The 14,804-nt window shown below is 36.6% G+C and carries 11 protein-coding genes and 1 pseudogene; 5 read left to right on the plus strand and 7 right to left on the minus strand.

All coding sequences use genetic code 11. The features are described 5' to 3' along the window. The first annotated feature begins 404 nt into the window (after positions 1-404). From ACPF64_RS07850 to zapE, 4 genes and pseudogenes are all read left to right on the plus strand, one after another. Positions 405-1,049, plus strand: a complete 645-nt coding sequence (locus ACPF64_RS07850; RefSeq protein ID WP_426455954.1) for a TetR family transcriptional regulator C-terminal domain-containing protein — start codon at positions 405-407, stop codon at positions 1,047-1,049. An 82-nt stretch (positions 1,050-1,131) separates the two neighbouring features. Then, a pseudogene (locus ACPF64_RS07855) lies at positions 1,132-2,109 on the plus strand (MDR family oxidoreductase). A 369-nt stretch (positions 2,110-2,478) separates the two neighbouring features. Further along, on the plus strand, positions 2,479-3,387 hold the full coding sequence (locus tag ACPF64_RS07860) for an ArgP/LysG family DNA-binding transcriptional regulator (RefSeq protein ID WP_426455955.1): 909 nt from the start codon (positions 2,479-2,481) through the stop codon (positions 3,385-3,387). Beyond that, positions 3,380-4,462, plus strand: coding sequence for a cell division protein ZapE (gene zapE, locus ACPF64_RS07865; protein WP_426455956.1), 1,083 nt, complete (start codon positions 3,380-3,382; stop codon positions 4,460-4,462). The genes ACPF64_RS07860 and zapE overlap by 8 nt, the downstream gene beginning before the upstream one ends. A 39-nt stretch (positions 4,463-4,501) precedes the next feature. Here the strand turns inward: zapE and ACPF64_RS07870 are convergent, their stop codons facing one another. The 4 genes from ACPF64_RS07870 to ACPF64_RS07885 all read right to left on the minus strand — a co-directional run bounded on the left by ACPF64_RS07870 (position 4,502) and on the right by ACPF64_RS07885 (position 8,946). After that, a complete protein-coding gene (locus ACPF64_RS07870) occupies positions 4,502-5,029 on the minus strand; it encodes a cupin domain-containing protein (protein WP_426455957.1) in 528 nt (175 codons plus the stop codon). A gap of 20 nt (positions 5,030-5,049) precedes the next feature. After that, on the minus strand, positions 5,050-6,762 hold the full coding sequence (locus ACPF64_RS07875; protein WP_426455958.1) for an FAD/NAD(P)-binding protein: 1,713 nt from the start codon (positions 6,760-6,762) through the stop codon (positions 5,050-5,052). Positions 6,763-6,811: 49 nt separating this feature from the next. Further along, on the minus strand, positions 6,812-8,092 hold the full coding sequence (locus ACPF64_RS07880; RefSeq protein WP_426455959.1) for a pyridoxal phosphate-dependent aminotransferase: 1,281 nt from the start codon (positions 8,090-8,092) through the stop codon (positions 6,812-6,814). A 71-nt stretch (positions 8,093-8,163) separates the two neighbouring features. Continuing rightward, on the minus strand, positions 8,164-8,946 hold the full coding sequence (locus ACPF64_RS07885) for an iron-containing redox enzyme family protein (protein ID WP_426455960.1): 783 nt from the start codon (positions 8,944-8,946) through the stop codon (positions 8,164-8,166). 178 nt (positions 8,947-9,124) lie between these two features. Here ACPF64_RS07885 and ACPF64_RS07890 point away from each other — a divergent pair, with 178 nt between their 5' ends. Beyond that, complete coding sequence (locus ACPF64_RS07890) at positions 9,125-9,883, plus strand: sulfite exporter TauE/SafE family protein (RefSeq protein ID WP_426455961.1); 759 nt, start codon at positions 9,125-9,127, stop codon at positions 9,881-9,883. Between the two features lie 369 nt (positions 9,884-10,252). Here ACPF64_RS07890 and ACPF64_RS07895 read toward each other — a convergent pair whose 3' ends face one another. From ACPF64_RS07895 to ACPF64_RS07905, 3 genes are all read right to left on the minus strand, one after another. Next, entirely contained in the window at positions 10,253-11,536 is a 1,284-nt protein-coding gene (locus tag ACPF64_RS07895) for a ribonucleotide-diphosphate reductase subunit beta (RefSeq protein WP_005042873.1), read from the minus strand. A 134-nt stretch (positions 11,537-11,670) separates the two neighbouring features. Next, entirely contained in the window at positions 11,671-11,802 is a 132-nt protein-coding gene (locus tag ACPF64_RS07900; RefSeq protein ID WP_080593108.1) for a preprotein translocase subunit YajC, read from the minus strand. Positions 11,803-11,858: 56 nt separating this feature from the next. Continuing rightward, positions 11,859-14,690: a ribonucleoside-diphosphate reductase subunit alpha gene (locus ACPF64_RS07905; protein ID WP_005042869.1), complete on the minus strand. Its 2,832-nt coding sequence runs from the start codon at positions 14,688-14,690 to the stop codon at positions 11,859-11,861. Positions 14,691-14,804 lie beyond the last annotated feature (114 nt).

Below are 14,804 nucleotides of genomic sequence, written 5' to 3' on the forward strand. Positions count from 1 at the left end.
TAAGTGGAAAAGCTTGATATTTCTACTTAAAGTTTCTAGTTTTTTGCACTTTAAAATGATGTAACGAATAAAAAGCTGGGTAAGTCCCTACAGTCGGAACTCACTGTATAGAGTTAGAAAATACTTAAAAATTATCCTAAATATTGAAGTTAAAAATGAAAATCTAAACTTCTATGAAAGAACACAAAGCTTAAGTTTAAAATGATTTTCATATTTTATCATTTTGATTTAAAACAACTAATTAATTTTAAATAAGTCTACATTATACTTTTTTAAGAAAGTTGAAGATCATATAGTATCTAAAAATTTCGAAATTCATTGTCAGAAAAAATTATATAAGTTGTTGAAATCAATTTTAATCTAACAAGATTGCTATTTCTAGATGGATGGTCTATTTTATTGATATGAATTATTCAAACTTACCCAAAAGACCACGTGGTCGGCCAACTAAACATGGCATTAACTATGCCGATACGAAAGACGTATTAATACGTCGTGGTATTGAATTGCTTACAGAACGTGGAATGAATGCCATGAGCTTAGATGATCTCATGAAGCCTATTCAAATTCCTAAAGGCTCGTTCTATCATTATTTTGAAAACAAAGAGGCATTTATTTTAGAAGTCCTAGATGCTTATGAAACTTATTTTGTGAAACGATTAAATAAGTTTTTAAGTCAACCAGATCTTACACCTCTAGAAAAACTACAAAACTTTGTAAAAGACGCTGGAGAAAAACTACAGAAATATGATTTTAAGAGGGGCTGTATTCTGGGGAACTTAGGGCAAGAAGTTTCTTATTTGGCTCCTGAAATTATTGCTCGAATAGAAAGTATTTTTCAGGTTTGGCAGACAATAGTTTCTGATTGTTTGCGTGAATTTTATTATCAATACAGTTTAGTAGATTGTAATGAAGTGGCTTACCAATTTTGGATTGGGTGGGAAGGTGCGGTTCTTAGAGCACGCTTAACCAAATCTACGAGTCCGTTAGAAGCATTCTTTCGCTTGTTTTCTTTAGCTGTAGAACAACTAAATTACGTAAAAAACTAATTAAAAAAATAAATGCGGAGGTCTGCATTTATTTTTTAATTAATTTTAGACAGTTAGTCTAATTAAATAAGGAGGAAGCTTTATGTATAAAGGTATCGTAATCACTAAAGATGATGCTGGTTATGTGGCAAAGGTTGCTGAGATTACTCCAAAGCCTTTACAAGAAGGAGAGGTTACAGTTGAAGTAAAATATTCAACATTAAATTATAAAGATGCTTTAGCCATTACTGGGCGCTCTCCAGTAGTACGTAGTTTTCCATTAACACCGGGTATAGATTTTTCAGGTGTTGTAATTGAATCAAAACATCCAGCATGGAAAAAAGGAGATGAAGTTCTATTAAATGGCTGGGGTGTTGGTGAAAAATATTCAGGCGGATTAGCTTAACAAGTGACTGTTTCAGGTGATTGGCTCATACAGAAACCTTCGGCTTTTTCTTTTAAGGATACGATGATTATTGGTACAGCAGGTTATACCGCTATGCTGTGTGTTATGGCCTTGCAAAAGCATGGCATCAAGCCAAGTGATGGAAAAATTTTAGTGACAGGTGCAAATGGCGGAGTGGGTAGTATTGCCATTATTATTTTGAGCCATCTTGGCTATGAGATTACAGCATCAACCGGTAGACCCCAAGAATCGGAATATTTAACAGGTTTAGGGGCAAATGAAATTATTGATCGCGCTGAATTATCTTCACAAGGAAAGCCGCTAAACAAGGAAATTTGGGCAGGTGTGATTGATACTGTGGGTAGTCATACTTTAGCCAATGCATGTGCTAGTACAAAATATCGTGGTGCAGTTGCTGCTTGTGGTCTGGCGGGCGGAATGGATTTTCCTGCAACAGTTGCTCCATTTATCCTGAGAGGGATTACCTTATATGGAATTGATAGTGTTATGGCACCAATCGAGTTAAGAAAAGAAGCTTGGGATCGTTTAGCTACAGAATTAGATAAAACAAAATTGGAAACTTTAACTACTGAAATTCAGCTAAGTGATGCTTTAAGTTTTTCAAATGAAATTTTAGATGGAAAAATAAGAGGCAGAGTTGTTGTAAAGCTCTAAGCCTTCAAAAGAGCGTTAATGACTCTTTGTATACCTTGGGGTGAAATGATTTAAGTTTATAAAAAAAAAAGCCATCCACTGAGATGGCTTTTTTTGAAATAATTTCAATTGTCTTTTTTCTTCAATAATACTTAAACCTACCAGCTTAATGCACCACCAGTTTGGTAGTTTGTTAAACGCATTTTAATTAATATTGAATTTAATAGGGGTTTAATTAGTTTTACTAATTAATTACATGTATGGTACTCATTTAATTAAAATAAATAATGATTATTTAGCATAAGTTATACAATTGTAGTATTTCGTATTGCCATACCCATTACTATGATTAATAAATATAACTTTAATTAATATAGATAAAATTTTAAAATGTTAGACAAAATTAAGTGTGATGCCTTTTCTGCTGTTGTTGAAACAGGAAGTTTCGAAAAAGCTGGTAAAAAATTATGTGTATCTCAGTCAGCAATTTCTCAAAGAATTCGATTATTAGAGGAAAGATTAGGCAATGTATTATTAATTAGAGAAAGACCATGTAAACCAACACCATTTGGTGCTGAGTTATTTGCTTATCTTCAGCGAGCATCTTTATTAGAGAATGTTTTTTTAAAGTCAGTCATCAATAATAATAATAATAAATTTAAACCATTACCCATTGCTGCGAGTATAGATACCTTTGAGTCCTTGCTTTTCCCTATATTAGCTAAGTACTGTCTTTCTGAGTCTATTACAATAGACATAAAGATTGATACGCTTTGCAATACCATCGAACTCTTAAAAAAAGGAGAGGTGCAGGCCTGCATTACTTCAGAGTCTGAGATGATAAGAGGTTGTACAAGTGTACATTTAGGTAATATGGTTTATTGTCTGGTTGCCTCAGAGAATTTTATTAATAAATGGTTTAAAAATGGAATTAATAGAGAGAGTCTGCGTTTAGCTCCTTCAGTTTTGTTTAATGAGAATGAAAGAATATATTTCGATTTTTTAGAATCTAACTTCGGACTAAAAAAATCAATGATTCCTTTTCATATTATTCCTTCGACTGACTCTTATATTTCTGGACTTGCTTGTGATATGGGCTACGGAATAATGCCTATATGCAAGATGAATCAGGATTTATCGAATCAGGGCATAAAAGAAATTTCAAAAGAATATAGAATTAAGATTCCATTATACTGGCATCAGCTCTCTTATCTTTCTCCAGCAGTTTTAATAATGAATGATATTATTATTAAGCACTCAACAACAATCTTGGCTACCGTAGGGAATGAAGATGCTTAAGCATGAGGGTCAAAGTCCAATCGAGATATACAACTCCATGATTGATACTGGCGTTGTTCTTGCAGATCCATCTCAGCGACAAGCTATTGAAACATTAAATGAGATTTGGAATAAACTTGAAACCCAGTCTAATCATTTCTTTAGTCCCCAAATTAAAGGTCTGTATATGTGGGGGAGTGTAGGAACAGGCAAGACATGGATTATGGACTTATTCTATAACTCTCTTAATTTCAGCAAGAAAATGAGAGTGCATTTTCATCATTTCCTAAAAGATGTTCACAAACAACTTATTGGCTATCGTGGAAATAAAGATCCTTTAAAACTGATCGCTAATGACATAGCAAGCAAGTATAAACTGATTTGCTTCGATGAATTTTTTGTATCAAATGTTGCTGATGCAATGATACTTTCAAATCTATTTAATCTGCTATTTTCAAAGAAAGTCATACTGGTTGCTACCTCGAATATTGATCCGAAGGATCTTTATAAAGATGGCTTAAATCGCGATAGATTTTTAGAGACCATAGATCATATCAATAAGAATTGCACAGTCTTGAAGATCGGTAATCAACTAGATTATAGGACCATAAAAGAAAGCAACTCCAAGGACGAGTTCTATAGATTTCCATTAAATGAAGAATCAGAACAATGGCTTCATTCGGTTTACCAGCAACTTACAAATAACCAGAAAGAACTCAAGACTCGCATCATGATTAATCATAGATCAGTAGATGTTAAATCTTGCCATAAGAACGTGATTTGGTTCGACTTTGAAGCCATTTGCCGGGAAGCCAGAAGCCCAGCTGATTACATTGAGATCGCTACGCAATATGACTATGTTCTAATCAGTGGAATTGGTGATCTAACAGATAGAATTTATGATACTGTGAGACGTTTTATTTATTTGATTGATGAGCTTTATGATCAAAAAATCAAACTATACTTTGCTGCTTCACAACCATTAAATCAATTATATAAAGGTGAGAGGCTTAAATTTGAATTTCAAAGAACTTATTCACGATTACAGGAAATGCAAAGCATAAGTTATAACAAGACACTTCAGGAGTCTGCTTGAATATATAACTATGCTTTGCATGAGTAACACGCAGTTGGATTAAGCAAAAAAGTACGATTTATCTGGAAATTTTGACTTATATCCATTCTGCAAGAATACTTCTAATGCTTGAATAATGTCTGCTTGCTCCTCGATACTAATTTCCTTTTTTCTATTGTTTTTAAAGTCTTCAATAATATATTGAATGTCAGCGTTATAGTCCTTAATAAAAATATCTGAACTCAGTCGAGTTTTAGGTTCAATATTGGCAAGTAGTAGTTCTATTTCTTCAATATTTTTAAAAAATTCAATACTAAATTCTCCAATTTGAAGAATGATATAACGGCTTTCAACCTCAATATCTTTATTTGCGAATCTGTGTCTAACATTTGGGGGGATTTGAAAAAAGTCACCCTGATTAACAATATATTTCTGCTTCAAATCTGGTAACTCAACCTGAATAGCACCTTTTGAGCAGTACACAAGATCGGGGATATTAGTATGCTTATGAAACGGAAATAGGCTATCTTTTAAATTGCAGAGCACTATCCTAATATCACGGTCATAACAAAACTGATGCATTTCCATTGATCGTTTTCCTAATCCGATTAACTAATTTTATAAAGTTGTTCTGGAGTAAATATTGGTTCATTTAGATGCTTTTGAAACAATTCAACCCAATCAGTCGAGACAAAATCAGCTGCATCAACAATCGCTTTGGAGAAATTACGTTCATTCTGCCAGTATCGGGTAAGCACACCAAAAGAGTAAAAATACTCCGAGGGCTCTATGGATCCTCTACGGTTTTCCATAAGTTTGTAGGTCTCGAAACCATCCAGCATTAACCCCCCAGTGTTATATTCATCTTCCATATTCGGGACAATATTCTTTTGCTGTAATAATGATTTAACCAATGCTGAGGGATGCTTATAGATATCAAAGTCTTGACTGATCGTATTCACCACAAGATCAAAATCAAATGAATACCCCAGATGATCAGTGAGCTGTACATGGCTATCCATTATCTTTAGAGGTTTGCTGTTATAGCCAAGTTTAATTGATTGGAGTAGACCAGCTTCGAATAGACATTTTAGTTTTTGTGCATTTTCCAGTGGAATTGGTACGGCAAGACGAATGAATAAGTGATCAAATTCTTGGTCGTAGCGTTTTTTATCATGACTGCTTAAATAGCGGTAAAACTTCATTCTTCGTACTTTAAGAATGATCATATTAATTAAGTCATTAAGCTCTTGGTGCTCCAGATCATATTTCAACTTTTCATAAGCATTTTCAAATTTCAAGTTGCACAGATCATTGAATGAAACTTCACCATTAGTTGCATTTTTAAGCTCAAGGTCAAGCAGATGAAGAATATCATCCAGTGATAAAACCTGATTTAAGTGCTGCTGCAACTCCGGGAAAGATTCATGAGTGAAATACTTAAAGTCATAGTTAGGTTTATTGCCTCGTACCGCTGGGAAGTACCCTGAGCGACTGACAACATAGGCTTTGAAGTATTTATCGGTCACTGCCTTCTGATAGCACGAGAAGTCTCCATTTTCAGTTACAAACCATCCTTCACTAAATAGAGTGATGACTGTATCAACACCACTAGGGCCCATACCACGAACAAGAACATTTGGCTTATGATCTTGTCTTATAATGTCATTAAGTCTCATTAAGACTTTTTGAAAAGGGTATGGTTTCACGAATAAACTATGTTCGGAGTCTAAACTACTTGCAGTCCAGTGTCCGATAGTCAGCAACAGCTTAGAAAACCCTTTTAATTCAATTGTTCGATTTGAGTTTTGATTCTTGATAACTAAATTATAACCGCCTTTAGCCTCGTAGCCATCGATAGCTTCATAGCCATTGTAAACTTCAACTTTTATACGATTTGATTTGGCTAACTCTAAGTATTTTTTGAATCTATCATTGAGATAGATACCAAACAAAGCTCTAGGATAAAAGGCATTAGCATTGGGGAAGACTTGCGATTCACCAGTCAAAGATTTCTTATAAATTAGATGTGGATAATGAATAATCAGGTGATCTTTATTTTCTTCCATCCAATCCACAAAGTCGTTATCCCAAAGCGACATTGAATGGGCAGGGTTATTACACAGATGGCCAGCCAATAATTCGTCTTTGTCGTATGGATTCCCATGACCAATAGATTCACGCATTTCAACAAGAGTAATAGAGCATGACTTATGATCAATATCTTGATTCAGTAATTTTTTTACAAAGCTAATAAAGGTACACGTACCTGAGAATCCCATTCCAATGATACAGAACTTTTTCAAAGTAATATCGTCCATAAAAATGTAAATTCAGGAAGTTAAAAATTAACTTCCTGAATAACATGAGTTAGTTCAATTTCTGAAGGGCTTCTTTAATACGTGCTGCAGCTGCCTTTAGAGTCACTGGGTCACGTCCACAATTCATGCGAATGTAATGTCGGAGGCTATCGACGTTTTCACCAAAATGCATGCCTCCAATAGAAGCAACTTTTGCTGTTTCCAAAAGATATTGATCGGCTGAATCAAATCCTAGTTTTTGGATTTTGTCGCCATACTTTGACAAGTCCAAGAATAAGAAAAATCCACCTTCAGGTTCAGTCACTTCTAAACCAGTGCAGCTTTTCAAGTCTTCAATGAATGACTGCATGTTCTGTCTAGCAACTACTGCACGTTTCTTTGCAACGTCATCCATGTATTCTTGCATTGCTTCATGCGTCGCAATTTGGGCATAGGTCGAGGCAAATGAGTTTAAGTTAACCTGTACCTTCTCCATAACTTTAATTAGTTTGTCCGAAGCACAAATATATCCAGATCGATCGCCGTGCATTCCATAGGTTTTACCGGGACCAGTAATATAAATGGTGTAGTCCCACATAGAGTGTGTTTGAGCTTTAAACTGCTGCGTAATATTTGAAATGTTTGCAGGTTTAGTATTCAGAATATGTGATTCATAAGGGCAATCAAAAAGCACATAGATTGGGCTTAGACCTTTTGATAAACGTTCGGCATTGGCAGTCAAAATCACTTTCGAAATCGACTCTAATTCATCACGAGTATAAATTTTACCAGAAGGGTTTAGACAGTCACCAAGAATGATAATTTTGGTCTTATCAGTAATGGTTTTTTCTAACGTAACTACATCAATCGCTTGGTTATAAAAGTCTTTGACATAGATTGGTTTAGCTTTACCTAAGTGCAATTCAATCATGTCTGCGTAATGAGGCCAGTTTGGTACTGGGTAAATCACTTCATCGTCTGGATTTAGAAGTGTATGGAATACCACGGTGATAGCACCTTTAATACCGCCAGGAGTTACCATGATTTCAGTATCTGGATTGAAACTGATGTCTCGTAAACGTTTCACACGCTCAGCAATAGACTTCCGTAAGAAAGGGAAGCCTTTAACTGGGGCAAACTCATGGATAATTGCAGCATTATTTGAAATATAACTCTTAACTGCATCATCAATCCCGCTATTGGTTTTTTCATCCAAAGTACCAATACTTAAATCAATGACCTGATCATCTGCACTAGACTTTTTATTTAGTTCTAAAATTTTCGCCTTGGTTCCGTGTGTAATTGATTCACGTAAATTCAAGGCTGCTTGTGAAATACCTAAGTTTTGCATTATTAGATCTCAAAATCCGTTTTTAATTAAAGTGATTAAAGTGATTAAAGTGATTAAAGTGATTAAAGTGATTAAAGTGATACAGCTTGATTAAACATTGCATTCCACATCTTAAGCTGGGCTTTCAATGTTTCATTCGCACCGAACTTAATCTCATCAAGGTCTTCTTGATCATTACAGTTGTTATAGACACACTGTTTAGCATCTTGAGCGTGACGATCTTCGACACCATTTTCGATATGGGCGTTAAAGTAGACCTCGACTTTCTTAACGAATTCATTTGAATCAAGGTTTTTGTTATTGAATCGGAATGCTTCACGGAATACTGTAAGCATCTTATCAGCATGGTTCTCGAGGGCCATGACTGCTCCCAACATGCGAGGATAACTACCTGTAATCAAACCTTGGATAGTATCTCGATACTGTAATGTCTCTGCGATGATTCGATCACTATCCTTAGCTTGCTGAACCTTCATTTCTGGAAGATTGTATTCTGCAGCGCCAAATACATTGAGCGCATTCTCCATAAAGATTTCATGGCATTTGGCCTTTTCACCCATACCCGTTTCTTCACTTAAGATGTGGGTGAAAAGGACTAGAGTGTCCATATCATTTTCAAAAGCAGATCGTGAACATACATGAGCAATCCCTTTTACTGTCAGCTCGGTACGATAGAAGAAATTGTCACGAAATAAGATATATGATTCTGGCGTCCAAGACGTAGAAGTCAAATGCTTGAAATAATTGTTTTGGAAAATTTCATGATCATCCATTTTAGTAATGAACTCATCTAACTCAGCACTAATAGTTCCTTTACAATCAACATTTCCATTGATGATTACTTTAGAATTCATTCTTGAATTTCCTTTTATAATGAAATTTATTTTTACAGCGAAATTTTTATAACAAAGAAATAATCAAAAAAAATGAGTATTAAATATTTTAATGTTTGATAAAATTATCTAATATTTATGTGATAATTCATATTTTAGTGTAGTTTAACTTGGTTAAAAATCAAAAATGGAATTTTAAATGTATCTTTTAGAATATTTTTCAGCGCTGCAACTTTCAATAATGTTAATAACAATTGTTTTTTCTTATATTATTTTTGGAATGGTTGGTTTTGGAACTGCATTAATTGCGAGTCCTGTATTACTTAACTTTTTACCTCTTTCACAAATTATTCCTCTTTTAGCCTTACTAGATATGTTCGCTGCCATTTCAAATGTCATTAAAGATGGTAAGAAGGCAGACTTTTCTGAATTAAAATTCCTAATACCACTTATGTTTGTAGGTAGTTTTCTTGGCTTTATACTGCTGATGAGGGTTAATGCAAGTTACGCACTTCTAGCATTTGGTATATTTACTCTTTTATATGCTATTTACTCACTAAGTGGCTTTAAGCCACAGAAAAAACTAGAGAAAAAATTTGTTTTTCCTTTTGGATTATCTGGTGGTTTGTTAGGAGCCATGTTTGGTAGCGGTGGATTTTTATATGCGATTTACCTCAATGGACGAATCGAAACCCCAGAAAAAATCCGTGTTACTCAAACTACATTAATTGGGTGCAGTACGGTTTTTCGAGTCATTCTATTTACAACAGCTGGCGTGTACTTTTCGGATAACTTATTTTCCCTTGCACTTCTGTTTATCCCATCAATGTTGATAGGCGCATTCATTGGCAAGCGAATTACACTCAAATTGTCTAAACAACAATTCTTGAAAATTATTAATGTCATTGTACTGCTATCTGGAATCTCGATTATTGTTAAATATGCTTTAACAATATAGATTTATTATTATAACTGCCTAAACTAATTGATTTAGATATTAGTAATTTTAATCTTAAGTTTATTCTATTTGTTTTAATAGCGAAGGATTAGAAACATATACTGCTTTATAAAAAATATTAATCAATACATTGATAGCTATAGTAAAATTAAACCAATTAATAAATAACCAGTTATAATTTTTGATTTTAATGAAGTGATAGTGGATTCTGAAAAACTATCTTTATAAGCAGTAAACTGTGCAGGAAATACAACAGTTGATAGCCAACTCTTAAACACATCAGCACAGTTTAAAAAGAGTCTAATAAATATAAGCCAATAAAAAAACCGCTATCAATAGCGGTTTTTATTGTTTGACAGATGCTTAAACTTACCAGCTTAACGCACCACCAGTTTGGTAGTCAGTCACACGAGTTTCAAAGAAGTTCTTCTCTTTACGTAAGTCCATCATCTCAGACATCCACGCAAATGGGTTGGTTACACCAGCAAATTGCTCTGGTAAACCTAACTGAGATAAACGGCGGTTACAGATGAATTTCAAATATTCTTCCATCATGCTTGCGTTCATACCCAATACACCGCGTGGCATCGTGTCACGCGCATATTCGATTTCAAGCATTGTGCCTTCAACAATCATTTGAACCACTTCTTGTTGGAACTCTGCGCTCCAAAGGTGAGGGTTCTCAATCTTGATTTGGTTAATCATATCGATACCAAAGTTCAAGTGCATAGATTCATCACGTAAGATGTATTGGAATTGCTCAGCAACACCGTTCATCTTGTTACGACGACCCATACTCAAAATTTGAGTAAAGCCACAGTAGAAGAAGATCCCTTCAAGAACACAGTAGAACGCGATCAAGTTACGAAGTAAACGTTGGTCGTTTTCAGGTGTGCCTGTGTGGAAATTAGGATCTGTTAAAGATTGAGTATATTTCAATCCCCACGCTGCTTTACGCGCAACAGATGGAACTTCACGGTACATGTTGAAGACTTCGCCTTCGTCCATACCTAAAGATTCGATACAGTATTGATAAGCATGAGTGTGAATTGCTTCTTCAAATGCTTGACGCAAAATGTACTGACGGCATTCAGGGTTGGTAATGTGGCGGTAAATTGCCAATACCAAGTTGTTTGCAACCAAAGAGTCAGCAGTCGAGAAGAAACCTAAAGAACGCATAACAATCGTACGCTCATCTTCAGTTAAGCCGTTTTCAGACTTCCAAAGCGCGATGTCTAGGTTCATGTTTACTTCTTGCGGCATCCAGTGGTTTGCACACCCGTCAAGATACTTCTGCCAAGCCCATTCATATTTAAATGGAACAAGCTGGTTCAAGTCCGCACGACAGTTAATCATGGCTTTGTCATCAACTTGAACACGTTGCGCGCCCATTTCTAGCTCTTCAAGGCCAGGAGCAACATCTAAGTGTTCTAAGGCTGCAGAGGCTCTAGCCACCGTATCGGAGGCAACTGTTGGTCGCACGGAATGGGTTCCAGCGGATTGTGAAGTTGCCAAGCTCTGCGATGATGACTCCGCAGAAGATACATTCTGCGAATTAGTCGTTTTTTCCGATTTGACGGGCGCAGACTTGAGTTCAGGTGCAGCCGGTTTTTGCGAATCATCTTCAAAATCGTCCCAACTAAGGATAGACATTTTTGTTCTCTCTTCGTTGTGTATATCTATATTTGACATCTCTTAAACGAAGATGTCCCTACTATACGCTTTTAATGTGTAAACAAAATTAAGTTTTATTGAGGTATGACCAAATTTTGGGCCTTTGGTCTCTACTACTTATTTTGCTTACGCTGTTGCTTACGTATTGTGAAAAATGCGTAAATCAGCGGTATATAAAAGAAAAGAAAGGCAAAGATTAAAACTCCAACACCAAGCATATAGTTATGGCTGAGATGAGAAAGCATAATCTTTACCTCTTGTAAAATTGCTCCTTAGTGAAAAAGAGCAATTTTATTGAATATTATTGGCAAGCTTCGCAATCAGGATTGTCGATTGAACAAGCCATTGGAACTGGAGCTGCTTGGGTAAAACCGTCTTCTTCAACTGCTTCAGGCTTTTTCGCTTCTACAACAGGGGCAGCAACCGGAGCCGCTTCAACAGTCGCAGGTTTAACTGCGTTTAAAGCACCTGTGTTAATTGTAGATTTTTCAGCAGAAGTTGCACCTAAAGCTCGGAGGTAGTAAGTCGTCTTAAGACCACGTAACCATGCCATCTTATAAGTGATGTCAAGTTTCTTACCGTTTGCACCAGCAATGTAAAGGTTAAGCGACTGAGCTTGATCGATCCATTTTTGACGGCGTGATGCAGCATCAACGATCCAGCGTGTATCTACTTCAAACGCAGTAGCAAAGATTGCTTTTAATTCTTCAGGGATACGAGCAATTTTTTGAACTGAACCTTCGAAGTGTTTCAAGTCATTAACCATCACCGTGTCCCAAAGACCACGTTCTTTTAATGCGCGAACGAGGTATGGGTTAATGACAGTGAATTCACCAGACAAGTTAGATTTCACATATAAGTTCTGGAATGTTGGCTCAATAGACTGAGAAACACCACAGATGTTAGAGATGGTTGCAGTAGGAGCAATCGCCATCACATTTGAGTTACGCATACCGTCTTTTTGAACTTTGGCACGTAAAGTGTCCCAGTCTAAACGTTGAGTACGGTCAACTTCGAACATACGCTCTGGACGAGATTTCGCAACAATTTCTAAAGAGTCGATTGGGAGGATACCTTGATCCCACAATGAACCTTTGAATGTTGAGTAAGCACCACGTTCAACAGCCAAGTTGCTTGAAGTTTCAATCGCGTAGTAGCTAATCACTTCCATTGATTCATCAGCAAAATCAATAGCAGCGTCTGAACCGTAAGCGATGTTCATTTCATATAGAGCATCTTGGAAGCCCATGATACCCATACCTACAGGGCGGTGTTTCAAGTTCGAGTTTTTCGCTTGTGGTACAGCGTAGTAGTTAATGTCGATAACGTTATCGAGCATGCGTACTGCTGTTTTAATTGTGCGAGCTAACTTCTCACGGTCTAACACACCACCTTGAACGTGTTGTACAAGGTTGATCGAGCCCAAGTTACATACTGCAATTTCGTCTTGATTTGTGTTCAAGGTAATTTCAGTACATAAGTTAGATGAGTGAACTACACCAACATGTTGTTGTGGTGAACGTAAGTTACATACATCTTTGAATGTAATCCACGGGTGACCAGTTTCAAACAACATAGAAAGCATTTTGCGCCATAAGTCTTTAGCACGTACTTTCTTGTGTAGCATGTTTGTTTCTTTCGCTACAGACTCATAGTAAGCATAACGCTCAGCAAATTCAGCACCAGTTAAGTCGTGCAAGTCTGGAGTTTCAGAAGGCGTAAATAATGTCCATTCACCATCTTCAAATACACGTTGCATAAACAAATCTGGAACCCAGTTCGCAGTGTTCATGTCATGTGTACGGCGACGGTCATCACCAGTGTTTTTACGAAGTTCTAAAAACTCTTCGATGTCTAAGTGCCAAGTTTCTAAGTATGCACACACTGCACCTTTACGCTTACCGCCTTGGTTTACTGCAACAGCTGTATCGTTCGCAACTTTCAAGAACGGAACTACACCCTGAGACTTACCGTTTGTACCCTTAATGTAAGAGTTCAATGCGCGTACAGGTGTCCAGTCATTACCTAAACCGCCAGCCCATTTAGAAAGCATCGCGTTGTCACGCATTGCGCCATAAATGTCATAAAGGTCATCGCCAATCGTTGTTAAGTAACAACTAGAAAGCTGTGGACGTAACGTACCTGAGTTAAACAGGGTAGGCGTAGAAGCCATATAGTCGAAGCTAGACAATAAGTTATAGAACTCGATTGCACGTTCTTCTTTATTTTGCTCATTTAACGTAAGACCCATCGACACACGCATAAAGAATAATTGCGGTAATTCGAAGCGAACGCCGTTTGAGTGAATGAAGTAACGGTCAAATAAAGTCTGTAAACCTAAATAGGTAAACTGATTAGAGCGTTCTGGCTGAATTGCTGCTGCAAGTTTCTCTAAATCGAAATCAAGCAAGTCTGGTGAAAGCAAATCAAGCTCTACACCTTTTTTCAAAAAGGCTTCGAGTGCAGTGTTTTCAGGAGTATCTGTAGGCAAGCCTAAGAACGCTAAACCTGTGCTCACTAATTCACTAGAGAGCAAACGTGCAGTCACGTAAGTATAGTTTGGTTCTTGTTCAATACGAGTACGTGTTGCCATCATCATCGTAGTGGCAATATCAGTCTCTTTTACGCCGTTATATAGGTTTTTAACGGTTTCATCGACAATAGCCTGAACGTCAATACCTTCCAAACCTTCGGCTGCTTTAGCTACAGTTGCTTGCAATGCACTTAAATCAAGTGGCTGAAGCTGACCATTTGCATCGGTCACTTGTAACGTAGGATGGTGGTTTGAGTTCGTTTGCTGACGAGCAGTCGTACGTTGTTCGCGGTAAATTACGTAAGCGCGGGCAACTTTCTGTTCTCCGGTACGCATTAAAGCAAGCTCAACCTGATCTTGAATTTCTTCAATATGGATCGTACCGCCCGATGGTAAACGGCGAGTGAAAGTATTTAATACCATTTCCGTCAGTTGGGTAATACGGTCGTGAATACGGCTTGAATCCGAACTCTGTTGACCTTCCACAGCAAGAAAAGCTTTACCAATCGCAACAGAAATTTTCTCTGCATCAAATGCAGCAACATCTCCAGTGCGTTTGATCACCTGAATTTGACCGGGAGTCGAAGTAATTACGCTCATGCCAGCATAGCTCCATTGTCACTTTTGTTATGTTTATAGACCGTTTGAACCGAGCAAAAAGTATGCCACGATGTTTGAGGGATAAACACAAGACTTAGTAGTTAAAGTTTATTT

Source organism: Acinetobacter sp. KB005, assembly GCF_049949095.1.
Taxonomy (GTDB): Bacteria; Pseudomonadota; Gammaproteobacteria; order Pseudomonadales; family Moraxellaceae; genus Acinetobacter; species Acinetobacter calcoaceticus.

Coding starts and splice junctions, on each gene's coding strand:
- ACPF64_RS07890 (WP_426455961.1), top strand. CDS start 9,125: ATGTATCTTTTAGAATATTTTTCAGCGCTGCAACTTTCAATAATGTTA.
- ACPF64_RS07900 (WP_080593108.1), bottom strand. CDS start 11,802: ATGCTTTCTCATCTCAGCCATAACTATATGCTTGGTGTTGGAGTTTTA.
- ACPF64_RS07905 (WP_005042869.1), bottom strand. CDS start 14,690: ATGAGCGTAATTACTTCGACTCCCGGTCAAATTCAGGTGATCAAACGC.
- ACPF64_RS07895 (WP_005042873.1), bottom strand. CDS start 11,536: ATGTCTATCCTTAGTTGGGACGATTTTGAAGATGATTCGCAAAAACCG.
- ACPF64_RS07875 (WP_426455958.1), bottom strand. CDS start 6,762: ATGGACGATATTACTTTGAAAAAGTTCTGTATCATTGGAATGGGATTC.
- ACPF64_RS07860 (WP_426455955.1), top strand. CDS start 2,479: ATGTTAGACAAAATTAAGTGTGATGCCTTTTCTGCTGTTGTTGAAACA.
- ACPF64_RS07885 (WP_426455960.1), bottom strand. CDS start 8,946: ATGAATTCTAAAGTAATCATCAATGGAAATGTTGATTGTAAAGGAACT.
- zapE (WP_426455956.1), top strand. CDS start 3,380: ATGCTTAAGCATGAGGGTCAAAGTCCAATCGAGATATACAACTCCATG.
- ACPF64_RS07870 (WP_426455957.1), bottom strand. CDS start 5,029: ATGGAAATGCATCAGTTTTGTTATGACCGTGATATTAGGATAGTGCTC.
- ACPF64_RS07850 (WP_426455954.1), top strand. CDS start 405: ATGAATTATTCAAACTTACCCAAAAGACCACGTGGTCGGCCAACTAAA.
- ACPF64_RS07880 (WP_426455959.1), bottom strand. CDS start 8,092: ATGCAAAACTTAGGTATTTCACAAGCAGCCTTGAATTTACGTGAATCA.